Origin of the sequence: Bacillus sp. AL-1R, assembly GCF_052180195.1 — a bacterium.
Classification (GTDB): domain Bacteria; phylum Bacillota; class Bacilli; order Bacillales; family Bacillaceae_G; genus Gottfriedia.
The window spans coordinates 3,603,219-3,626,229 of the sequence record NZ_CP197469.1 but is presented as its reverse complement, the minus strand read 5'-3'; the positions used below and the strand labels follow the sequence as shown (position 1 = coordinate 3,626,229).

At 33.0% G+C, this 23,011-nt stretch carries 23 protein-coding genes; 15 read left to right on the top strand and 8 right to left on the bottom strand.

Annotated features, from left to right (window positions below):
• Positions 1–5 precede the first annotated feature (5 nt).
• The 5 genes from ACSBO6_RS17415 to murC all read left to right on the top strand — a co-directional run bounded on the left by ACSBO6_RS17415 (position 6) and on the right by murC (position 7,986).
• A complete protein-coding gene (locus tag ACSBO6_RS17415; RefSeq protein ID WP_286138424.1) occupies positions 6–821 on the top strand; it encodes a DUF1444 family protein in 816 nt (271 codons plus the stop codon).
• Positions 818–1,423: a YtpR family tRNA-binding protein gene (ytpR, locus tag ACSBO6_RS17410; protein WP_098847450.1), complete on the top strand. Its 606-nt coding sequence runs from the start codon at positions 818–820 to the stop codon at positions 1,421–1,423. The genes ACSBO6_RS17415 and ytpR overlap by 4 nt, the downstream gene beginning before the upstream one ends.
• 214 nt (positions 1,424–1,637) lie before the next feature.
• On the top strand, positions 1,638–5,177 hold the full coding sequence (locus tag ACSBO6_RS17405) for a DNA translocase FtsK (protein WP_498843732.1): 3,540 nt from the start codon (positions 1,638–1,640) through the stop codon (positions 5,175–5,177).
• A gap of 97 nt (positions 5,178–5,274) precedes the next feature.
• Positions 5,275–6,390, top strand: a complete 1,116-nt coding sequence (locus ACSBO6_RS17400) for a nicotinate phosphoribosyltransferase (protein ID WP_098847459.1) — start codon at positions 5,275–5,277, stop codon at positions 6,388–6,390.
• Positions 6,391–6,693: 303 nt separating this feature from the next.
• On the top strand, positions 6,694–7,986 hold the full coding sequence (murC, locus tag ACSBO6_RS17395; RefSeq protein ID WP_098847462.1) for a UDP-N-acetylmuramate--L-alanine ligase: 1,293 nt from the start codon (positions 6,694–6,696) through the stop codon (positions 7,984–7,986).
• An 88-nt stretch (positions 7,987–8,074) separates the two neighbouring features.
• Here the strand turns inward: murC and ACSBO6_RS17390 are convergent, their stop codons facing one another.
• Positions 8,075–8,848, bottom strand: a complete 774-nt coding sequence (locus ACSBO6_RS17390; RefSeq protein WP_098847465.1) for an SDR family NAD(P)-dependent oxidoreductase — start codon at positions 8,846–8,848, stop codon at positions 8,075–8,077.
• A 118-nt stretch (positions 8,849–8,966) separates the two neighbouring features.
• Here ACSBO6_RS17390 and ACSBO6_RS17385 point away from each other — a divergent pair, with 118 nt between their 5' ends.
• A complete protein-coding gene (locus ACSBO6_RS17385) occupies positions 8,967–9,341 on the top strand; it encodes a MerR family transcriptional regulator (RefSeq protein WP_098847468.1) in 375 nt (124 codons plus the stop codon).
• Between the two features lie 40 nt (positions 9,342–9,381).
• Here ACSBO6_RS17385 and ACSBO6_RS17380 read toward each other — a convergent pair whose 3' ends face one another.
• From ACSBO6_RS17380 to ACSBO6_RS17370, 3 genes are all read right to left on the bottom strand, one after another.
• Entirely contained in the window at positions 9,382–9,849 is a 468-nt protein-coding gene (locus ACSBO6_RS17380) for a WGxxGxxG family protein (RefSeq protein WP_286138426.1), read from the bottom strand.
• A gap of 72 nt (positions 9,850–9,921) precedes the next feature.
• Positions 9,922–10,695 (bottom strand): cytochrome c oxidase assembly protein, encoded by a 774-nt coding sequence (locus tag ACSBO6_RS17375; protein WP_098847471.1) that lies wholly within the window; start codon positions 10,693–10,695, stop codon positions 9,922–9,924.
• Positions 10,685–11,155: a DUF2243 domain-containing protein gene (locus ACSBO6_RS17370; protein WP_098847817.1), complete on the bottom strand. Its 471-nt coding sequence runs from the start codon at positions 11,153–11,155 to the stop codon at positions 10,685–10,687. The genes ACSBO6_RS17375 and ACSBO6_RS17370 overlap by 11 nt, the downstream gene beginning before the upstream one ends.
• A gap of 156 nt (positions 11,156–11,311) precedes the next feature.
• Between ACSBO6_RS17370 and ACSBO6_RS17365 the strand changes: the two genes are divergently transcribed.
• The 4 genes from ACSBO6_RS17365 (at position 11,312) to ligD (ACSBO6_RS17350) (ending at position 15,724) form a co-directional block, all read left to right on the top strand.
• A complete protein-coding gene (locus ACSBO6_RS17365; protein ID WP_498843731.1) occupies positions 11,312–12,556 on the top strand; it encodes an MFS transporter in 1,245 nt (414 codons plus the stop codon).
• Between the two features lie 117 nt (positions 12,557–12,673).
• Positions 12,674–13,510: a non-homologous end joining protein Ku gene (gene ku, locus ACSBO6_RS17360; protein ID WP_098847476.1), complete on the top strand. Its 837-nt coding sequence runs from the start codon at positions 12,674–12,676 to the stop codon at positions 13,508–13,510.
• A gap of 13 nt (positions 13,511–13,523) precedes the next feature.
• On the top strand, positions 13,524–14,468 hold the full coding sequence (gene ligD / locus ACSBO6_RS17355; protein WP_498843730.1) for a non-homologous end-joining DNA ligase: 945 nt from the start codon (positions 13,524–13,526) through the stop codon (positions 14,466–14,468).
• 11 nt (positions 14,469–14,479) lie between these two features.
• Positions 14,480–15,724, top strand: a complete 1,245-nt coding sequence (gene ligD, locus ACSBO6_RS17350) for a DNA ligase D (RefSeq protein ID WP_498843729.1) — start codon at positions 14,480–14,482, stop codon at positions 15,722–15,724.
• Between the two features lie 38 nt (positions 15,725–15,762).
• Here the strand turns inward: ligD (ACSBO6_RS17350) and ACSBO6_RS17345 are convergent, their stop codons facing one another.
• The 4 genes from ACSBO6_RS17345 to ACSBO6_RS17330 form a co-directional block, all read right to left on the bottom strand.
• The gene (locus tag ACSBO6_RS17345) at positions 15,763–17,436 is read right to left on the bottom strand and encodes a ribonuclease J (protein WP_498843728.1); all 1,674 of its coding nucleotides are present in this window, start codon (positions 17,434–17,436) and stop codon (positions 15,763–15,765) included.
• A 141-nt stretch (positions 17,437–17,577) separates the two neighbouring features.
• Positions 17,578–17,784, bottom strand: a complete 207-nt coding sequence (locus tag ACSBO6_RS17340) for a hypothetical protein (protein WP_098847488.1) — start codon at positions 17,782–17,784, stop codon at positions 17,578–17,580.
• 257 nt (positions 17,785–18,041) lie between these two features.
• A complete protein-coding gene (locus ACSBO6_RS17335) occupies positions 18,042–18,299 on the bottom strand; it encodes a hypothetical protein (RefSeq protein WP_498843727.1) in 258 nt (85 codons plus the stop codon).
• Positions 18,269–18,394 (bottom strand): hypothetical protein, encoded by a 126-nt coding sequence (locus tag ACSBO6_RS17330; RefSeq protein ID WP_498843726.1) that lies wholly within the window; start codon positions 18,392–18,394, stop codon positions 18,269–18,271. The genes ACSBO6_RS17335 and ACSBO6_RS17330 overlap by 31 nt, the downstream gene beginning before the upstream one ends.
• Before the next feature lie 483 nt (positions 18,395–18,877).
• On the opposite strand from ACSBO6_RS17330, the gene ACSBO6_RS17325 reads away from it, so the two are divergent.
• The 5 genes from ACSBO6_RS17325 (at position 18,878) to ACSBO6_RS17305 (ending at position 22,555) form a co-directional block, all read left to right on the top strand.
• Positions 18,878–19,495 (top strand): DUF6944 family repetitive protein, encoded by a 618-nt coding sequence (locus ACSBO6_RS17325; RefSeq protein ID WP_498843725.1) that lies wholly within the window; start codon positions 18,878–18,880, stop codon positions 19,493–19,495.
• Between the two features lie 282 nt (positions 19,496–19,777).
• Entirely contained in the window at positions 19,778–20,494 is a 717-nt protein-coding gene (locus ACSBO6_RS17320; RefSeq protein ID WP_498843724.1) for a sigma-70 family RNA polymerase sigma factor, read from the top strand.
• Positions 20,495–20,524: 30 nt separating this feature from the next.
• Positions 20,525–21,109 carry an ATP-dependent Clp endopeptidase proteolytic subunit ClpP gene (gene clpP / locus ACSBO6_RS17315; RefSeq protein ID WP_098847495.1) on the top strand — a complete coding sequence of 195 codons (585 nt, stop codon included), beginning with the start codon at positions 20,525–20,527 and terminating at the stop codon, positions 21,107–21,109.
• A gap of 153 nt (positions 21,110–21,262) precedes the next feature.
• Positions 21,263–21,754: a quercetin 2,3-dioxygenase gene (locus ACSBO6_RS17310; RefSeq protein WP_098847498.1), complete on the top strand. Its 492-nt coding sequence runs from the start codon at positions 21,263–21,265 to the stop codon at positions 21,752–21,754.
• An 81-nt stretch (positions 21,755–21,835) separates the two neighbouring features.
• Complete coding sequence (locus ACSBO6_RS17305) at positions 21,836–22,555, top strand: nucleotidyltransferase domain-containing protein (protein WP_498843723.1); 720 nt, start codon at positions 21,836–21,838, stop codon at positions 22,553–22,555.
• The last annotated feature ends 456 nt before the right edge of the window (positions 22,556–23,011 follow it).

The window sequence follows — 23,011 nt, the reverse complement described above, 5'->3', positions numbered from 1 at the left end:
AACAATTGGCTAAAAAAACAACACTAGACTTAAAAAAAATGATCGAAAACCGCCTTGGAAATGAGGAATGGCGCTTTATCTACGATCGCGAAAAAGAAGACCTTCGAATTGAAGGGATTGAAAGTAAAAAAGGGATGAGTGTCTCTTTAAATAGTGCAGTAGCAAAGTATGAAACAGAAGGTGAAGAGGCATTTAATGAATTAATTTATTATATAAAAGAAGCACTTTCTGCAATGCACTCTGAAACTGTATTTCTTGAAGAACAAATTCGACCTGTTATTCGTGCTACATCGTTTCCGACAGAGAAGGAAGAAGGAAACTTATTTGTAACGGATGAGCATACTGCAGAAACTAGAATTTACTATGCGATTGATTCAGAAAAAACGTATCAACTAATTGATGAAAAATTATTAGTAAAATCAGGATATACAAAAGAGCAGCTACATTCGATCGCTTTATTTAATTTAAGAAAGATGCCTGTTCAAGTAAAAGAAGATCTTGTTGCAGATAATACTTTTTATTTTGTCCGTACAAATGATGGATACGATGCGAGTAGAGTGCTAAATAGTACTTTTCTAAAAGAAATTCAATCAAAAGTAAAAGGTGAATTATTAATAGGAATTCCTCATGGAGATGTACTAATCCTTGCTGACATTCGAAATAACATAGGTTATGATATAATGGCGCAAATGAATATGAGCTTTTTTGCAAGTGGGAAAATACCAATTACATCATTGTCATTTGCTTACGAAAATGAGAAGCTAATGCCAGTATTTATTTTAGGGAAACAAAAGAAGCAAGAGAGAGGAAGAAATCAGTGAATATTTTTTATAACAAAGAAGGAATCGGCGATACTCTTTTAATTACATTAAAACAAATTCCATCAGAAGATCGTCAAGTTGAACGAAAAGGGAATATTGCACGTGTATATAGTGTAGTTACGAATGAAACGGTTGCTATTAATGTGTTTGAGGCATCTACTTATGTAGATGTTCAAGAAAATGGTGTAGTTACAATTACTGAACACATTGTAAATACGGTTAATGAACTACTTGCAAAAGAAGGATTTGAAGATAAGTTAGTATTAGATCTTTCACCTAAATTCGTTATTGGTTATGTGATTGAAAAAGAAAAACATCCAAATGCTGATAAATTAAATATTTGTAAAGTAGATGTTGGAACAGAGACATTACAAATTGTTTGTGGTGCTCCAAATGTGGAACAAGGTCAAAAGGTTGTTGTAGCAAAAGTTGGTGCGGTTATGCCATCAGGATTAGTTATTAAAGATGCTAATTTACGTGGTGTGGATTCATTCGGTATGATCTGCTCTGCACGTGAACTTGATTTACCTGATGCTCCTCAAGAAAAGGGAATCTTAGTTCTAGAAGCTGATGCTGAAGTTGGAAAAGCTTTTTTTAACTAAATAATATGTTGTATGAATACTAGGCCATTAATAGGTCTAGTATTTTTTATGTTTTTCATAAAAGAATCATTATTTTAATAATAATTTGATTAAGTTACATAATTGATATCGAAATATGAATGAACTAGCGTAATTTGTAATAATAATGTGTTTTTTGTCATTATGTCACATGGTAAAATAGAAGGTATGAAAAGAAATAGAGAGAGTGAGAAAAATGAAAAAATGGTTAAAAAGCCTTTTTAAGACGAATAGCCTTAATGAGATTGAAGATGAGTTTGAAGAAAAGCCCGTTGAGGAGAAAGTAGATCAATCACACTCTATCGAAAAAAAGAGAAACGCTTTAAATGAGCGTCCTAATTTTAGATTTCCAATTGAATTAGATGAAGAAATACCGCCACCAAAACCGATAAAGGAAACAAAAGTTGAACCAGTCTTTAAACAAGAAAAAATTGACGACATTTGGCAAAAGTCATCAAAAAATTTAAATAAAGAATTTAAACCTACATATAACGAGAGTACTAATTTGGTAAGGAATACTATTCAAAGTAATCTATTCGATAAAAGTAATTTATCTAGTCGACTTGAAACAAAACAAGACTCAAAAAGTGAGAAAGAACAAACAAAAGTAGAAAAGGAAGAAAAGGTTGATATTGTCTTTCGTCCGAAAAGAAAAACACCATTTCGACCAAGTGAATATATTTCACCGATTTATGGTTATCAAAGGCCTCCGAAAAGAGAAGAAAGTAATACTCATTCTAAACATACTTCAATTATAGAAGAGAGTGTTGAGGCTTCTCAGATTAGTAATGTACTTGAAAATTCGTTCAAACAAGTTAAAATCGACAATTTTGAAAAAGAGAGTTTCAATAATCAAAATCATAAAAGTATTGAAGTATTAAATCTAGTTGAAAAAGAAGAAAGTAAAACTGAAGCTACTCAAGTTGGGAATATAGAACTTCTAGTTAAAGAACATCAAAATGAAATAAAACATGCGTTGAAAGTTGAAGATGTACAACTTGAAACCCATGAAATTAAAGTTGAAGAGACGAATGAAGAATTAGAACCTAAAGTTCATCAAGTCGAAATTAAAGTTGAAGAGACGAATGAAGAATTAGAACCTAAAGTTCATCAAGTCGAAATTAAAGTTGAAGAGACGAATGAAGAATTAGAACGTAAAGTTCATCAAGTAGAAGCGGAAGTTGAAGATGCAAATGAAGAATTAGAACGTAAAGTTCATCAAGTAGAAGCGGAAGTTGAAGATGCAAATGAAGAATTAGAACGTAAAGTTCATCAAGTAGAAGCGGAAGTTGAAGATGCAAATGAAGAATTAGAACGTAAAGTTCATCAAGTAGAAGCGGAAGTTGAAGAGGCGAATGAAGAATTAGAACCTGAAGTTCATCAAGTAGAAGCGGAAGTTGAAAACATGAATGAAAATTTAGTTTCTGAAACTCATCAAGTAGAACTGGAAGATAAAGAAACGAATGAAGTTGTACTGCTTGAGGAACTACCAATTGAAGCTGATATAAAAGAGAAAGAAGTACAGTCTGAAGTGAAGTCAAATTTTGTATCCATTAAAGAAGATAGCGAAGAAGATCACCATTCTCTCGAAAGTCTAAATATGGAAGACAACACTGTACAAATTGAGTCGAATGATTACAAAGTTGAGACTTTGGTCCAATATGATGTTAACGAAGACAAAGTTATTTCGCTCGTTCAACATAATGAAGTGCTTGATGTAGAGTCGGAATTAACAGATGAGTCAGATGTGGATATTAAAGAGTTTAAAGAAGAAGCGGTTCATCAAGAAAGTTCTAGTGTAGAATCTCAAGTAGAAGGAAATGTTGAAATTAATCAACAGTCTGTTACAAATTCGAATGAAGAGATCATGACTGAAATTGAAACTACAAAAGAAGAGACTGAACCTAAACCAATCGAGAAACGTCAGAAAAAACGTCATTTTCCTTTTAATGTAATGATGCTTAGAAGTGACGTTGAGGCGTCAAGAAAAGCAAATATAATGAGACAACTTCGAGAATTACAAAATGAATCTGCTGCAACAGTAGAAAAGGTAAATGAAAAAGTTGAGTCAAAACAAAATGAACAGATGATCGAGAATGCTAGTTTATCTGAACAAAGTGAAAATTTATCGTCAGAGAAAATTCAACAAAGTGAAATGATTGGTGAAGCAAATAATCATGAACACGAACAGACTTTTGAAGTAATTCAAAATCAGCCAATTCTTGAAATAGAAGAAAGTAAAACAGAAACGAATTTAACTCAAGAGACTAAAAATCAGTTTGTTTTGACTGATGAACCTCAAAGTGTAGATGAATTGCCACCTGTACTATATGAATTACCAGAATTAGATTTATTAGTTGAACCTCCGATTGAGCAATTTAATGATGGCGATTGGGTTGAAGATCAAAAGCAGCTATTACAAGAGACATTACTTAATTTTAATGTGGGAGCTAAAGTAATTGCCGCTACTCAAGGTCCAACAGTAACTCGTTTCGAAGTACAGCCTGATCCTGGGGTGAAAGTAAATAAAATAACGAACTTACAAGACGATATTAAATTGAGCTTAGCAGCTAGAGATATTCGAATTGAAGCACCGATTCCCGGCCGAAGTGCAATAGGCATAGAAGTACCAAATAAAGAAAGTAAGCCTGTGTACTTAAGAGAATTAGTTAGTCAGGATAAGTTTTTGCAAAGTGAGTCACCTTTAACTGTTGCGCTAGGACTTGATATTGGTGGGGAGCCTGTCTATGCAGATATTTCCAAAATGCCACACGGGTTAATTGCCGGGGCAACAGGATCTGGAAAGAGTGTATGTATTAATTCAATTTTAGTTAGCATTTTATATAAAGCGAAACCTCATGAAGTGAAATTGATTTTAATTGATCCAAAGATGGTTGAGCTTGCACCGTACAATCATATTCCACATCTTATTTCTCCAGTCATCACCGACGCTAGAGCTGCGACTGCTGCTTTAAAGTGGGCATGCGAGGAGATGGATCGACGTTATGATTTATTTGCTCATGCTGGGGCAAGGGATATTAAGCGGTTCAATGATTTAGCGAAGAAAAAAGGTGCTTATAATGATGAATTACCATACTTAGTCATTATTATCGATGAATTAGCGGATTTAATGATGGTATCTCCTGGGGATGTAGAAACTTATATTTGTCGTATTGCCCAAAAAGCAAGAGCATGTGGAATCCATTTATTAGTTGCAACCCAAAGACCTTCCGTTGATGTCATTACAGGTATCATTAAATCAAATATACCGACACGTATTGCGTTTACTGTATCATCACAAGTAGATTCAAGAACAATTATTGATATTGGCGGAGCTGAAAAGTTACTTGGACGAGGAGATATGTTATTCTTAGATAATGGAAAATCTCAAGCAATTCGATTACAAGGGGTTTATGTTTCGGACGATGAAATCGAACATGTTGTTGAGATTGTTAAAGACCAACAAAAACCGAATTACTTATTTAATCAAGAGGAACTTGTAGCAAAAGCGGATGCACAAGATGTTGATGATGAACTTTTTGAAGAAGCAGTGGAGTTTGTCATTGATCAAAAAGGTGCTTCTGTTTCCATGTTGCAAAGACGTTTTCGAATTGGATACAACCGGGCAGCTAGATTAATGGACCTAATGTTTGATCACGGAATTGTATCAAATCAAAATGGAAGTAAACCTCGTGATGTACTGATTACATCAATGGAGGAGTTTCGTTCTGAGTGATAAAATAGAAATTCGATAAAAATTAAGCAACGAATGTTAAAGTTTTTTTAACCCATACTAGAAAAAAAGAACGATACTTTTCAGCAGGTGAAGATTCATGGAAAAAGAATTAGATTTAAAATTACAAGGTAAAATAAGCCGATTAACGAACCAAACATTTAAATTTGATGAGAGAATCGGAGAAGGCTGGTTTTCAGCTGTATATTTTTTAAAAACTAGAGAAATTATCCGAAAAAAGAAGCCAGATACTGAAGTAACAATGCAATTTTTCCAAAGAGAAAGTGCAGTATTATGTGGCACGGATGAAGCAATTGCGATTTTACAAACTTTTGCTGATCATCCAGAAAATCTTATTGTTCATTCATTAAAGGACGGAGATATGATTGAACCATTTGAAACTGTATTAACAATTAAAGGGAAATATGCTGATTTTGGTTATTTAGAAGGAATTATTGACGGTATTTTGGCTAGACGTACTTCTGTTGCAACAAATGTGTACAATGTAAAACATTCTGCAAAATCCGCTGGCATTAAAAAGCCTGTTATTTTCATGGGTGATCGTGATGATCATTTCACGACACAAGCGGGTGACGGTTATGCTGCTTTTATTGGTGGTGCAACTGCACAAGCGACTCATGCAATGAATGAGTGGTGGGGCAATGAAGGTATGGGGACAATGCCTCATGCATTGATTCAAATGTATAATGGTGATGTCGTGGAAGCTGCGCGTGCGTACACAGAAGTTTATCCACAAGACGATTTAATTGTCTTAGTAGATTATAATAATGATGTTATTACTGACGCTTTAAAGGTTGCACGAGAATTTGGTAGTAAATTAAAGGCTGTACGTGTAGATACATCAAAAACAATGATTGATCAATATTTTATTGGTAATCCTGAATTATTAGGAAGTTTTGATCCTAGAGGTGTTAACCCTCCATTAATTTTTGCTTTACGAAGTGCACTAGATCAAGAAGGTTATCATCATGTGCAAATTGTAGTAAGCGGTGGATTTACTGTAGAAAGAATCTTAGCTTTTGAGAAACAAGGTGTGCCAGTAGATTTATATGGTGTTGGCGGAAGTTTATTAAAAGTTAATGTAGGCTTTACAGGAGATAATGTCGAGTTAAACGGAGTGCCACAAGCGAAAGCTGGAAGAAAGCTTCGTGAAAATCCTCGATTAGAAAGAGTAGAAATGAGTCCTAGACAATAAAGGGACAAGAAAATCAATTTAAAGATTGATAGTATTTTATTATTAGCAAATAACTTAAAGTATTTATCTTTCCATCTATTTCCTAATAGTAGGACTTAAAATAATTAGTCCTATTGGAGTTAAAGTGATATAATACTAATTGCGTAAAAATTTAAGTTAGTTATCACTTGAAAAATAACTAGACTCGGCAAAGTAACAATGCATCAAATTTATAAAATAATGATGCCATTTCTTTTATTCACACATATACTGTCTAAGAGATAGGCCGTTGTATTAGTGATCGATTTTGGAGGTTCTTTTAATATGACAGTTTACCATTTTGTAGGGATTAAAGGTACTGGAATGAGTGCTTTGGCACAAATATTACATGATTCTGGGTTGACCGTGCAAGGATCAGATTATGAAAAGCACTTTTTCACTGAAAATGAATTACGGAAAAAAAATATTACGATTTTACCATTCGATAAAGCAAATATTAAAGAAGGCCAATTCGTTATAGCAGGTAATGCATTTCCTGATACTCATGAAGAAATTGCAGCTGCTATTGAAAAAGGAATACCGATGGCACGCTATCATAAATTCCTAGGGGAATATATGAATAAATTTACTAGCGTTGCAATTACTGGAGCACACGGTAAAACCTCTACGACAGGTTTATTAGCCCATGTAGTTTCAGGCGCGCGTCCAACTTCTTTTCTAATTGGAGATGGTACTGGAAAAGGTGAAAAAGACAGCGAGTATTTCGTATTCGAAGCTTGTGAATACCGTCGTCATTTTCTTTCATACCATCCAGATTATTGCATCATGACTAATATTGATTTTGATCATCCGGATTATTATAAGAGCGTAGATGATGTATTCGATGCGTTCCAACAAATGGCTGATCAAGTGAAGAAAGGTATTATTGCATGTGGAGATGACGAACATCTTCAACGAATATATGCAAAAGTACCTGTAATGTATTATGGATTTAACGAGGACAATGATTTCCAAGCTCGTAATATCGAAAAACATACAAATGGTACAACATTTGATGTATTCGTCCGTAATACGTATTACGCTACTTTCGATATTACAGGATATGGTGATCATAGTATTTTAAATGCTTTAGCAGTAATTGCGCTTTGCCATTATGAAGAAATCGATGTTAATATTATTAAATCTAGATTATTAACATATGGCGGGGTAAAGCGTCGTTTCAGTGAAAAACGCTTTGGTGATCAAATGTTAATTGATGATTATGCTCATCATCCAACTGAAATCCAAGCGACGATTCAAGCAGCGCGTCAAAAATATCCTGATCGTGAAATCGTAGCAGTTTTCCAACCGCATACATTTACACGCACAAGTAAATTTTTAGATGAATTTGCTGGTACATTAGAAAAAGCAGATAAAGTTTACTTATGTGATATTTTTGGTTCTGCAAGAGAAGATAAAGGTACTTTAACAATTGAAGACCTTTCTTGTAAAATTGCAGGTGCTGAACTATTGACTGATAACAATATCAGCAATTTACAAAATCATAAAAATAGCGTATTAATTTTTATGGGTGCTGGAGATATTCAAAAATATCAAGCAGCATACGAAAAACTATAAAAAACTGTAAAACCCGTCATAATAGACGGGTTTTTATGTTGTTTATTTAAGGAACTAATCTATAGGACTCTAAAGTTTTTCATTTCACTTAATCTTGTCGTTCTAATCTTGTTGCATAAGGGTAAAGTGGATCTAATAATTGGAATTCATAAGTAATTCCATCAACTTTTCCTACTACTTTTTCACTGTCATATAGCTCCAACATGAAACCTGCCATTTCTTTTGCAGTATGATATTTTGGTAGAACGCCTTCATATTTAATGTTTTCTTCTAAATTATATGATACTCTTGCAAATTCTGTTTCAGTAGCAGCAGGTGCTAATACTTTTGCTTGCATTTTTGCACCTTTTTCTTTTAATTCATGAGCTAGCCCTTCAGTAAAGGCACTCACATAGAATTTAGTCGCACAATAAGTGATGGCATTACCGATAATGGTATACCCTCCACCAGATGAAACATTTATAACTTGTGTACCTTCAACTGTAGAATAATCGCGTACGTAAAGTGAAGTTAAAATTGTTAAAGCTTCAATATTCAAATTAAGCATACTTTCAATTTTTGTTAAATTTTGTTCACCAACAGAAGCGAAATTACCAAATCCTGCGTTATTAATCCATGTTTCAATATCATATTCTTTCAGTTCCTCATATAAACTAAAAGCATTTTTAACAACAGATAAGTCAGCTGTTTTTATGACTACATTAAGTTCGGGATTTAATTTAGCAATTTCAGATTTTAATTTTTCAAGTTCTTCCGTTCTACGAGCAACGATGATTAGATTTTTTCCACGTGCAGCAAACGCAAGAGCAGATTCATAACCAATTCCTGAACTAGCACCTGTAATGACAGTATATTTTTTCATCTAAAATTCCTCCTAATTTGGTTTATACTAAAATTAAATTATTTGTAATCAATTACGGATTCATTATACTGGTTAGAGTAAACTCTAAGTCAAATAGTTTTTATTTTTGGAGGTACTTATGTATTCAATTGGTGAAGTTGCTCGGATGTTAAGAATAAGCACACATACATTACGTTATTATGAAAAAGAGCAAATCATTTTTCCTGATCGGAATGTAAATGGAGAAAGACTGTATACAAAATCACATATTCAGTGGTTAAAGTTTGTCTTAAAGCTAAAAGAAACACAAATGCCAGTAAATAAAATAAAAGAATATGCAAAATTATATACAGAAGGTGAGCATACATCTTTGGCAAGGTTAGATCTATTAGTTGAGCATAAACAGTCTATTGAAAATCAGCTTAAAACATTAGAAGAAACGAATAAAATGTTAGAGCAAAAAATTAATTTTTATAAAGAGGTCATTCATAATAAAAAAATAGTTCATAAATAAAACCTTATTGAGGAAAGCCCCAATAAGGTTTTTATTATGATTAATCAACTTTTTCTTTTCTTCGAAGACCTGCAAATCCTAATAATCCAAGAAGTCCAAGCCATCCGTAATTGAAACCATTTCGATCATTGTCAGTCGTATTTAAATTGTTAGCAACTGGAGTAGGTGTAACATTTCTTCGATAATAATTCCCGTCATTACTTACTCCGTTGTTTAACATGTCATTTGTTGTATTTTTTATATTGTTCTTAGTATTATAATACCCTTCCTTAACTGTATTTTTTGTATCATAATAGCCTTCTTTAACCGCATTCTTTGTGTCATTTACAACGTGGTTTGGATCATTAAAATCATTGTCGAAATCTCTATTGATATGCTTACCGTTGTGAGTATAGCTAGGATCTAATTGCGTAGCGTCAGGTCCTGCTGTTGTTGAAGCAGCATGTACATTAGCTGAAATAATAAATGATAATGATACTGTGCATAATGTAAGACAAATTTTATTCATCTTTAGCCCTCCTTCTTTATGCATTCATATTTTGTGCATCTTTAGAAGGAATATATGTGGGAAAAAAGTCCATTAAAAAAAAGCGCTTGTTTTCTTAGCATTTGCTGAATTGTACCAGAAATAACAAAGTGCCGTAATCAATAACAAATCAACGAAATCGCCTCCATAATACATTAAGACTGCACCAGATTGGACATCATTAAAACCGAGATTGTCTAATTGATTTGAAAAAAGCAACTTTGATAAAATATCATGACTTGCTAATGCAATAATCATAATTGATGAGCGAAACAAAAAACTGAATTTATGAGGGAACGGTTCAATCGCAATGATTGAGCTAGTAAAAAGATATCCCGAAACAAACAAATGGATATGTACAAAAATTAACCAGAAGGTACTCTCATGAATGAAATTAAATACGGTGGGGTTGTACAATACATAAAGTCCTCCTATATTTAAAAGTAATGTAGTAATAGGATGAGCTAATAATCGAAAAGGAGCACTTCTTAAAAGACGTGTCACACGTCTTGCATGGTGTGTTTTTAATGATGTTAATAATAATGTAATCGGCCTAGATAACGCGATTAAAAATGGAGCGAGCATTCCTAGTAACAAGTGCATAATCATATGGAAGACAAAAAAGTGATGACTTAGTTTTGCAATTGGTCCAATAATAGAAATTAAAATACAAACAAAACCAGTTATCCATAATATAGAGCGTAAATTTGGCCAAGACTTTTTTTGATGCTTCATCGCAGCAACCAAATAGCCAACAATAAAAAGGAAAATTAATAAAGTAATAAGTAGATCAAACGAATCGAAGTAATTTATCAGATTATCTCTCAAAGTGACCACCTTTATTTCGCGTTTTAAGAATTAAAATGAACCCAATTAAAGTCAAAATTGAAGCAGTAATATTCCAAGTTAAATCATAAGGCATAATATCGACGTTATATCTAATTTGATGAAGCTTCATCCATTTATGTTGAACTGTCCCATCATAAAGTTGAAACAAGCCTGCTCCGAGTAAAACTCCGCCGATCCATCTTTTAAGATAAAGTGATTTTTTTCTCCTTATATTCGCAAGCATAAATAAAGAGGCAATTGTCGCAAACCAACTAAAAGCATGAAAAAGACCATCAGAGATAAGACCTATATTTGTTGTAGACTTATCGTAAAAATGATGCCAATGAAGAAGTTGATGAAAAACTGTTTCGTCGAAAAATGCCACCAATCCAAGTCCAAATAAAAATCCAGACCATAAATTTAAATGAAAATAATTAGTTGTATTCACTTGGGTAGTCATAAACACTCTTCCTTTCAAAATTGGTATTTCTTTCATTTTGCCCCCACTTTTACTAATCAAATCTAATTTAGTAAAAATTACAACTCAATCCAAAACGATACTTGGGGAAATATAAAGACTGTGATTGTTTTTAGTTACACAAAACTCGGAGGTAATATGGATAAAAAACAAACGCGGAGTTTATGGGCGCTATCTACAGTACCTCTAGTAATGACTTTAGGTAATTCAATGTTGATTCCCGTACTTCCAAAATTAGAAGAACAACTAAATATATCTGGCCTTAAAGTTTCAATGATCATAACTGTTTATTCAGTTTTTGCGATCATTCTTATTCCGATAGCAGGCTATTTGTCAGATTTATTTGGAAGAAAAAAAGTAATCATACCAAGTTTAATTATTGCGGGAATTGGAGGTGCCTTAGCCGGCTTTGTTTGTTGGAAATTAGAAAATCCATACGCGTGGTTAATTGTTGGGAGAATCATTCAAGGAATTGGTTCTGCTGGGGCAATGCCTGTTGTTATTCCGTGTGTGGGGGATATGTTTATAGATGAAAATGAAGTAAGTAAAGGATTAGGATTAGTTGAGACATCAAACACTTTTGGAAAAGTACTTAGTCCGATACTAGGTTCTGCATTAGCAGCAGTAGTTTGGTTTTTACCATTTTTATCAGTACCATTCCTTTGCTTACTATCAATTATTTTAATTTTAATTTTTGTAAAACCACCAAAACAACCAATGAGATCAAAAAGAAAAGATAAAAGAAAGAAAAAGTTTAAACTGTTTATCAGATCAATTCGGAAAATATTTCGAAATAATGGCAAATGGCTTTTTACCATCTTTATACTAGGGGCCATTATCATGTTCATCTTATTTGGTATGCTTTTTTATTTATCAAAAATATTAGAAAAGCGCTATCACATAATCGGAATATGGAAAGGATGTGTGTTAGCAATTCCACTCGCTGCTTTATCTTACACCTCTTATAAGACAGGTAAAAAGATTGGAAATAAAAAAGGTGCAATGAAAAAGTTCATTGTAATTGGATTTATCTTAATAAGTCTTTCTTTTGTCATGCCGATTATCAACAAAGAAATTTATATGATTATCACGAGTTTATTGATTAGTGGGATTGGAATCGGAATGTCGTTACCAAGCTTAGATGCCTTAATAACAGAGGGAATTGAGAAGGAACAAAGAGGGACTATTACTTCTCTTTATAGTTCTTTAAGGTTTGTCGGGGTTGCAGCAGGTCCACCTACTTTTGCATACTTAATGAAAAAACCAGATAATTATATGATGTATTTTTCCATCTTCTTAGCTGTAATCGGACTCTTTTTATCCATAAAGTATATTAAGCCAAAACAAGAACCCATGCTTAAAGTAAAGAAAAAGTTCACTTAACCTTGAGTGAACTTTTTTATTTGAAAATTATGTTTAAACATTCGAATAAAGCAAATTGAATTAAACCCTTTCTTTTAACAAAAGCTATTCATAAAAACTAATAAAGGTAGTGAATAGATGCATACAGTTTGGAAAGGAACAATTAGTATGGGATTAGTTACAATCCCTGTAAAGTTGTTTTCGGCAGTTGAAGATAAGGATATAAAGTTTCGTCAATATCATAAAGATTGTAAAACGCCGATTTCTTATAAAAAGGTTGCTAGTTGTGATGATGAAGTTACTCCCGAAGAAATTATTAAAGTATTTGAAACACCCAATGGTAGAGTTGTCGAAATAACGGAAGAAGAAATGAATAAATTAAAAGAAGAATTTGAACTAAAAACTGTATCAATCATTGACTTTGTCAAACTTTCGGAAATCGATCCAGTGTATTTTGATCGCACATATTATATTGGACCGGACTCTGGTGGCACAAAGGCATATGCACTACTTTCAGAAATATTGAAGAAAAGTAAGAAAATCGGTATTGCCAAAATTACTATTCGTAGCAAACAGCGTTTAGCTGCTATTCGTCCATATAAAAACGCTATTATTCTTGAAACATTACATTTTCCAGATGAGATTCGAGCAATTGAAAATCTGCCAGGAGGCGTTCCTGAAAAAGCTGGATTGGCGGAGCGTGAATTACAGGCCGGTATGATGCTAGTTGAACAATTAACGACAACGTTTAATCCTGAAAATTATACAGATACATATCGTACTGCTTTAGAGCAATTAATTTCGGAAAAAGTAAATAAAAATGATTATATCGTGACAGGGCAGGAGAAACCGGCAGAACAAAAGAATGTCGTGGATTTAATGTCTGCATTACAAGCGAGTATTGATCGGACTAAAGGACAAGCAACACCTCCGAAAAAGCCTAAAACAAAAGCACCTAAAAAAGCAACGAGTTAAATAGGAGGTAGGTATGGAGCTAAATCCTATATATCCTTTTGAACCTATTTCTTCAGATATTGTACCAACTGGTCCAGAGTGGATTTCGCAAATTAAATGGGACGGTGTTAGAATCCTAACTTATTTTGATGGGACAGAAGTAAAATTATTTAACCGTAAGTTAAATGATCGTACAACTATTTTTCCAGAGCTAACGAATATAAAAACCTATACGACTGCTCAATCAATCATTTTAGATGGGGAAGTCATCGCCCTTGATCAAAATGGTAATCCTTCGTTTCATGAGGTTATGCGAAGGGATGGAATTAGGCGAATGGATCGGATTGATTCAGCTATACAAGCCGTACCTATTTTCTATATGATTTTCGATATTCTTTTTTACAATGGAGAATGGGTTACGCAATTACCCCTCCAACAGAGACAAAATTTATTATTTGAAGCAATCCAACCAAATCAGCAAATTCAGTTAGTTCCAAATCATACTGATGGTTTTGCTTTATTTGAAGTTGCAAAACAACATAATTTAGAAGGGATCGTATGTAAAAACTTAAATAGTAAATATTTGATCAGTGGAAAGAACAATGCGTGGCAAAAAGTAAAAAATTATAAGGATGTTATTGCTGTAATCGGTGGAGTAACGTATCGCTCTGGAATTGTTAATTCGATTTTAGTAGGGCTTTATAACGAACAGCATCAACTCGTGTTTATAGGGCATGTTGGAACAGGGAAATTAACGAAATCAGAATGGAAAGACCTTACTACAGTCATTGATACGATAAAAATAGAAAATAATCCATTTAGTAGCCAACCGAAAAGAATAAAGGAAATCCAGTGGATTGAGCCATTGTTAACTGTTAAAGTTCAATTCATTGAATGGACTGAAGGTCATTCATTAAGACAACCAAGTATCCAAGCTTTTATCGAAAAAGATCCTAAAGAATGTACGCTCACAGATTAGGGGATTTTAATATGAATCAATATTTTTTTCAAAAACGTCATAAAAATTATACAGGCTTTTTCTTTATTTTAGGTTTCAATGAAAAAGAGGAAACCTTTTTAGTCGGACTTAAAAAAGAAAATGATATTTTGCAAATGGGGTCCTTCTCAAATGGACTTAGTGAAGAAGAGAAGGAAGTTTTAATAAAAGCAATCGAAGTAAATAAAAAAAGCAAAAAAGGTAATATAAAATTTGTAGATCCTGGAATCTGTATTGAACTTGAATTTCAAAGTATCGAAAACAACCAATTAACAAATGCAAAATTTTTGTCATTTCAATTAAAACAAGCATGGAATGAATGTACTTGGGATGGTTTACTTTTAGGTAATCTTAATTTGGAAGAAGAATTAACACTTACCAACCCTGAAAAAATAATATGGAAGGATCCATCTATAAATAAAGAGAGCTATGTTTCGTATTTAGCTCAAATATCTACTTATATGCTTCCATTTCTAAAAAATCGTTTATTAACGACGATTCGTTTTCCAAACGGAATAGGTGGTGAATCTTTTTTTCAAAAAAATAGTCCAGATTATGCTCCTAGTTTTATTAAAACCGAGGAACATGAGGGAAATAATTTTATTATCTGTAATGATGTATCAACATTGCTATGGTTAGGAAATCAATTAGCGATCGAATACCATATCCCTTTTCAAACATATAAAGCCTATAACCCGATTGAAATCGTATTTGATTTGGATCCACCTAATACAGATGCATTTCCTTTAGCAATAAAAGCCGCATTAGAAATGAAATTAATCTTTGATTCTTTTCAAATAAAAAGCTATCCAAAGGTGTCTGGAAGTAAAGGAATTCAAATTCATATTCCAATTAAAGAAAATTCGCTTACTTATGATGATACAAGAGTATTTACATCTTTTATTGCACATTACTTAATTGAAAAATTTCCAGATGATTTTACGGTCGAAAGATTTAAAAAAAATCGAGGGAATCGACTTTATATTGATTATGTTCAGCATGCTAAAGGAAAAACGATTATTTGCCCATACTCTACAAGGGGAAAGGAAAAACCAACTGTTGCAGTGCCTCTATTTTGGGATGAGGTAAATGACGAATTAAAAATAGAAACCTACACAATCCCGTTTGTACTAAAACGATTAGAAAATAGTTCTTGTCCAATGAACGACTATTTTGATCAAGAAAATACTTCTTTGATCGATTTAATTTCTAAAATTATAGATAACGATCCAAAGTAAAAACTCCCTCATTCAATTGAAAAGGGAGTTTTTTGTTTCTATATTTCAATGATTATTGGTAAAATCATCGGTTTTCTCTTCGTTTTTGTAAATAAAAATTGTCCTAGGGACTTTTTAATATTTTGCTTCATAACTCCCCATTGGAGCTTGTTTTCATCAAGTAATTCGTTTATGGATGATGTGACGATTTGATTTACTTCCTTCAGTAAACTTTCAGAATCACGCGCATAGACAAATCCTCTTGAAATGGTATCAGGTCCAGAGATAATCTTTCTTTCCATTTTATTAATGGTGATGACGATTACTAGCATTCCATCTTCAGCAAGTTGCTTTCGATCTCTTAGGACAATGTTACCGACATCTCCTATGCCCATTCCATCTACATAAATATTTCCTGCTGGTATTCTTCGGCTTTGAATCGCTTCTGATTGTAAAATATCGACAACATCACCATTTTTAATAATAAAAATATTATTTCGTTTGACGCCAACGGATTCAGCAAGAGAACGATGATGATGAAGCATTCTATACTCACCATGAATCGGAATAAAATATTTTGGCTTCATTAAAGTAAGCATGAGTTTAAGTTCTTCTTGATAAGCATGACCAGAAACATGCATTCCTGTCGAGCTTCCCGAACCATAAATGACATTTGCTCCGAGATTGTAAAAATTATCGATAATTTTTGATACGTTGCGCTCATTTCCAGGAATTGGTGAAGCAGCTAAAATGACAGTGTCACCAGGATAAACATCAACACCTCTAAAGCTTGAACTAGCTAGTCGAGCAAGAGCGGCAAGAGGTTCTCCTTGACTACCTGTACATAAAATTGTAATTGATTCTGGTGCGAAACTATTAATTTCATCTGCATCAATCAACATACCTTCAGGAATTGATAAGTATCCTTGCTCCATTGCAACTTGAACAACATTCACCATGCTTCTACCCAAAAGAGCTAACTTTCGATTTGTGATAATCGATGCATCAACAATTTGTTGCACCCGGTGAACATTAGAAGCAAATGTTGAAATAATGACTCTTTGTTTTGCCTTCATAAAAGCATCTACTATATGCTCTCCAACAATCCGTTCAGATGGAGTTGAACCTGGCCGTTCAGCGTTTGTGCTCTCTGATAAAAGTAATAAAACTCCTTTACTACCTATTTCGGCCATTCTATGAATATCTGGATATTGATTATTAACAGGCGTTAAATCAAATTTAAAATCGCCAGTATGTACGACAGTTCCTTCAGGGGTTTCAAATACGATACCTAAGCAATCGGGAATACTATGATTTGTTTTAAAAAATGAAATCGAAAAATGTTCAAATTTAATCACCGAATCAGAGTCTATTAAAATGAGTTCAGTTTCTCCTAATAGACCATGCTCTTTTAATTTAAGCTCAATTAATCCAAGCGTTAATCTCGATGCATATACTGGAATATTCAATTGCTTCAAAAGATAAGGAATTCCACCAATATGGTCTTCATGACCGTGTGTAACAAATAAGCCCTTAATCTTTTCTTGATTTTCTTTTAAATATGTAATATCAGGAATGATTAAATCAACACCTAATAAACTCTCATCTGGAAACTTTGAACCACAGTCAATTAAAATGATTTCTTTTAAGTATTGAATAGCATACATATTCTTTCCAATTTCATTAATTCCACCTAAGGCAAAGACGGATAGCATACTTTTTGTTGGACTCAAATTCTTATTCCTCCTAGTACATTGAAAAGTATAAACAGTTTCCTTTTTAGAAATTGCCATATATTTCTTAGTATGTACGTAAGCGTTAAAATCATTCTTGTATAAAAAAATGAGCCGGTAGAAACCGAGCTCATTTTACTATTACTCTTCAAAATAGTTTCTAAATGGTTTTTTTGGTGTGTGCGTTTCATTACGATAATAAGGATTATCCACAGTAGAATCTTTCGGATCCAAATTTGTTTTAATAACTAAAGACGGTCCCGTTGTACCATGCTCAGCAATAATCCGATCGTTTAATTCATTAAAATCAGGAAGTTTCTTATTCCCTGGTTGTAATGGTTCAGACATAAAACCACCTCCTGACAATAGGATGCTTTCTTCAAGGGAAATTATGTATTTAATAAGAATAGAACGTTAATAAAACATTAGACTCAATAAGTATCAAAGAACGGGTACAAGCTTTTGTCAATGTACATACTGATTATATTGTTATTTTTAATGAAAAGCTGGAAGCATGAACAAGTACGACGTTATCAATTAAATTCTGGATCCATTACAATCAATTCTTTCCAGCGATGTGATCAATCGTTTCGAAAAATAATTCGTTACTGATCGTTATCTAAAAATTTCCGAATATGATCTTGTCTTGCTGCAAAACTTGCTTTTGCTTTTGTCGCAAAATCTTCACTAGTAGTCCAATTCATTTCTTTACGATTGCTATATAATTTTTCAACTTGAACTTGTTCTAATGCTTGATCTACATTGTCTAAATAATCTAATAGAGATTTATAAATTTCAGGAGATAGTAAGATCCTGGCTGTTTGATTTCGATCTAGAATTGATTTTCTAAATCTTGACGCCATTTTGTTGATCTTCCTAGCTGAGTAACGCCAATACGACTTCCCATTTCAAAACCACGTCGGATTTTTTCTATATTCTTCGATGTCTCAATTTTCATGTACTTCACCACCTTTTTATCCCTCATTTAATTTCACCTTCTTTGTACTATCAATGTCACGAAAAAATGTTAATGAAGGAATATTTGTTAGACAGAGAATGCTTATATAATATGGACTCCAACTGCTGACATGCCTGCTGGACAATATAAAGTGACATGTGAGATGAAACAGGACTAAAAATCTCTGCAAAAACACGATATATGACAGTTGTAAAACCTTAATAACATACTACACGAATAAAAACTCAATCTGCTATTAATCTTAGCTAGATTGAGTTTTTTTCGTGTTAGTTCGATTAGCTGCTTCACATTAATCAAAAAAAGCTAGCAATCTCTAAAATAAGGATGATAGATTTTCGTTTGAAGACAGGACTGTGATTGCTAGGGAATAATAGGAGCTTTTGTTACAGTAAGCAGACACACTTTTTGATATTCCTTCATAATACTACGATAAAGGTTACTTTGATCAGGTTGGTGGAAAAAATGGGAGGCGAATCAAAAGTAATAGTGGGATCTGTGATCGTTTCAATTGGAACAATTACTGCTGCAATTGGTTCTACACCATCCAACTACATAAAAAGTAGTGTTCGAGATGATTTATCTTTAATTGGAAATGTTTTGCAGGCTACAGGAAATGGTATCGATGCTGAAGCAGAAGGGACAGTACTTAGAGCAGTTGGAAAAGAAATAACAGCTAGTGGGAATATTACGGTTGTTTCAGGGCTGATTTTTGACAGTCGAAAAGAAGCATCTTATAAATTATTCGTTGCAGGTAATTTGTTACAAGCTCTAGGATTAGGCGTTAATGTTGGGGATGCGATTGAGCTTACTCCATTTCCTGGTCAATCAGAAAATATTGTAGGAAGCATAACACAAATTATAGGAAATACTTTGCAGGCAATTGGATGGTCAGAGGCACTATTTGAAATTAGAGAAGAAATAAATAAGCAAAAAAATATTGGCTATTATGAAGAATACCTTAATAAAAATAATGTACAGACCGAATCTGAAACATTAGTAGCAACAGGAAGTTGGATTCAAGCAATTGGTTCTGTTATTTCAGTGATTGGTTCCATAAAAGAAGCTGCTGGGAGAGAGTAAGAGCAAAGAAATGTATCAATGTCTCCTTTTCTCTAAGAATCAAGCGTTTTAACAAAAATAAACATATATAAATAGAAGTGGAGATAGAAAATTCACGCTTTTTTGTGCTGTTCGTTATTTTCTTAAATGTGTTTAAATGCATTAAAATAGAAACTAAGGATAAATATAGAAGAATTTTTATTTAAATTACATAAATTAAATAAAAAACTTTTTGACCCCGTATCTTTTTATACTTCTTTTACGTTTATAGGGTAGAGAGTGTTATTAAAGGAGTGGAATTCAATGTCTAGTAAGCTTAGGGTGCACAGTATAGAAAAGGAAAATCAGGAAGTAAAGTCTGATGAATTCTATTGGAAGGAGTACTATCCAAAACTGCAACGGTATTGTCGTTTTCTAGCTCAAAATGATTGGGATGGTGACGATATCGCTCAGGAAGCTTTTTTTAAAGCTGTAAAATACTATAATAACGAAAAAATGAATTCAGCTTTATTAAATAAAATAGCTTACAATCATTGGATTGATACTTTGCGAAAAAGGAAAGAGGAACTGGTTATTTCTGATTTTGAACTTTCCCAATATGCTGCTAATAATCCACTTGATCATAAACTAAATACTGTAGAACTCTTACTGAAACATTTTACTCCGAAACAAGCGATTATCTTTTTCTTAAAAGAAGCATTTCAATATAAATCGAAGGAAATTGCAGATATGCTAGGGACAACAGAAATAGCCATAAAATCTAGCCTACATCGAGCGAAAAGGCGTTTAGATAAAACGAACAAAGAAGAATCCCCTTCTGTTGAGTATTTTTGGAATGAGGAAGAACGTGAGAAACTTGAAGAAGTTTTTCATATCGCGTTAGAAGTTCAAGATCCTACAATACTAATTCAGGCACTCCCTTCCTTAGATCGTATTGTTGAAAGTCCTAAAATGTTATTTTGTAATTTCCAGTCAGCTCGAACTCAATCTCCTTCAAGCACTCTCTGTATGGCTGCATAGCCAATTAACGCTTTTAAGGAGGATTTTTAAATGACGACAGTTCCTTATGTAATTGAACAATCCAATCGTGGTGAACGTTCATATGATATTTATTCCCGTTTGTTAAAAGATCGAATTATTATAATAGGTGATGAAATAAATGATCATGTAGCAAATAGTGTAGTTGCACAATTATTATTTTTAGCTGCAGATGCACCTGATAAAGAAATTTCACTTTATATCAATAGCCCTGGTGGGTCGACTTCAGCGGGATTTGCAATTTATGATACGATGCAATATATAAAGCCTGATGTTAGAACAATTTGTACTGGAATGGCAGCGTCCTTTGGTGCGATGCTTTTGCTGGCGGGAACAAAAGGTAAGCGGTTCGCACTTCCGAACAGCGAAATCATGATCCATCAACCATTAGGTGGAGCTAAAGGCCAAGCAACAGAAATTGAAATATCTGCTCGCCGAATCTTAAAATTACGTGAGCATATAAATCAAATAATTGCTGAGCGAACAGGACAGCCAGTTGAAAAAGTAGCAAAGGATACAGATCGAGATTATTTTATGAGTGCAGAAGAAGCGAAAGAATATGGAATAATTGATGAGATTTTGTATCCAAATCATTAACTTTATAATGAAAAGGTTAGCGGTGCTAACCTTTTTTTGCATTGAGGGACCTAATTTCTTTTACTTCTGAAATTAGTTATTTAGAACGAATAAGCTAAGTTTCTATGAATAGCATTAATTAGTAAGTTAAAAAGTTGCTAGAGGGGGATAATAATGACTTTCGAACAAAAAAGTATTGCAGGCTTTATGCACCGAGGAATTACAGAAGAGAATACTTACTTCTTTTTAAATGATGTTACCACTATCTTAGTAAGTGGAGAAGATACAAACGGTGCTTTTTGCGTCTTGCACTGCAACGGTAAAAAGAATGGTGGACCTCCTCTTCATATACATGAATTAGAAGATGAAACGTTTTATGTATTAGAAGGAGAAATTACTTTTTATATTGGGGATCAGACAATATTAGCAAAGGCTGGAGATTATCTATTTGCTCCTCGAGGAATTCCTCATACATTTAAAGTGAAATCAGAAGAAACTAGTTTCATAGTTACTGCTTATCCATCAGGTTTTGACCAATTTGTAAAAGAACTTTCTATTCCATTTGAGAAAGGGTTTAAAAAACTTGAAACTCCACCTTCTGCTGAAAAAATTCAGAAGTTGATAGAGGTGTCAAAAAAATATAAGATTTCTTACCCAAGTTTATAAGTTGAATGAAAGACTTTGTTCTCCCTGGAATCTAATGTATTCTTTCATTAAATGGTTTTCTTAGGAAAAGAGGATACGAGTATGAATGATTTAAATAAGCTAAATCCAATTGAAGCAGCAAAACATTTTATTGAAAAATACTTTCCAAAGTGTCAGGGAGCATTACTAGCAGGCAGCGTGGTACGCAAGGAGGCAACAGAAACATCTGATCTTGATATTGTTATTTTCGATAAAAGCCTTATCTCTTCATATAGAGAGTCTTTAAAGGAATTTGGATGGGATATAGAAGTTTTTGTACATAATTTATCATCTTATAAACAATTTTTTAAAAGTGATTTTGAGAGGGCTAGACCCTCGCTTCCAAGGATGGTTTCTGAGGGAATCATCTTAAAGGACGCAGGAATAATTGAGGAAATTAAAAAAGAAGCAAATGATCTTTTAGATAAAGGTCCAGAAAAATGGTCAGAGGAAACAATTAAAATAAAGCGATATTTTATGACGGATGCACTAAATGATTTTATAGGTTCCACTAGTAGAGCGGAAGAATTATTTATAGCAAATACACTGGCCGAACTAGTAAGTGAATTCGTTTTAAGAACAAATGGTAAATGGATTGGTTCTTCAAAATGGACTGTACGTGCATTAAGACAATATAACGAAGAGTTTGCAAATATTCTTGTAGAGGCCTTTGATTTATATTATAAAACTGGTGAAAAGAGTTTAATCATCAAATTAGTTGATGAAGTTTTGCAACCGTATGGTGGGCAGTTGTTTGAAGGTTTTTCTTTAGGGAAAATGTAGAAGTTTAATTTAAATATAAGATTGTTAAGGAAAAGGGGTCATTTTTATGGCTCTTTTTTATTTTTGAAAGGAGTTTATTCTACATAATAAAAATTTTTAATATAGTAACGAAATGTTCAGTAAAATTAGGATTTTCCCCTTCCGATATGATAGGACATTTCTCCTGTTTTTTCGTCAAGGTTATAGAGTTTCAGATAAAAAATAACTTTTTTTGTTGAATTCACCCAATTTTCAGTCTTATTTTTCTGATCAAAAAATAAAAAATCCGACAAAAAGATATGTTTTTTTCCATGATATAACATATTTCTGTTTAAATTTGACATTTATTTGTACGTATTTGATAAAAAAATTTGTTCATAAACAAAGTAGAATTCCCCCAATATACGCTCATATATGACAGATGTACAATTTAACTGTATTTAATTAACAGCCACGAAAATCAGATAAATAGGAAAA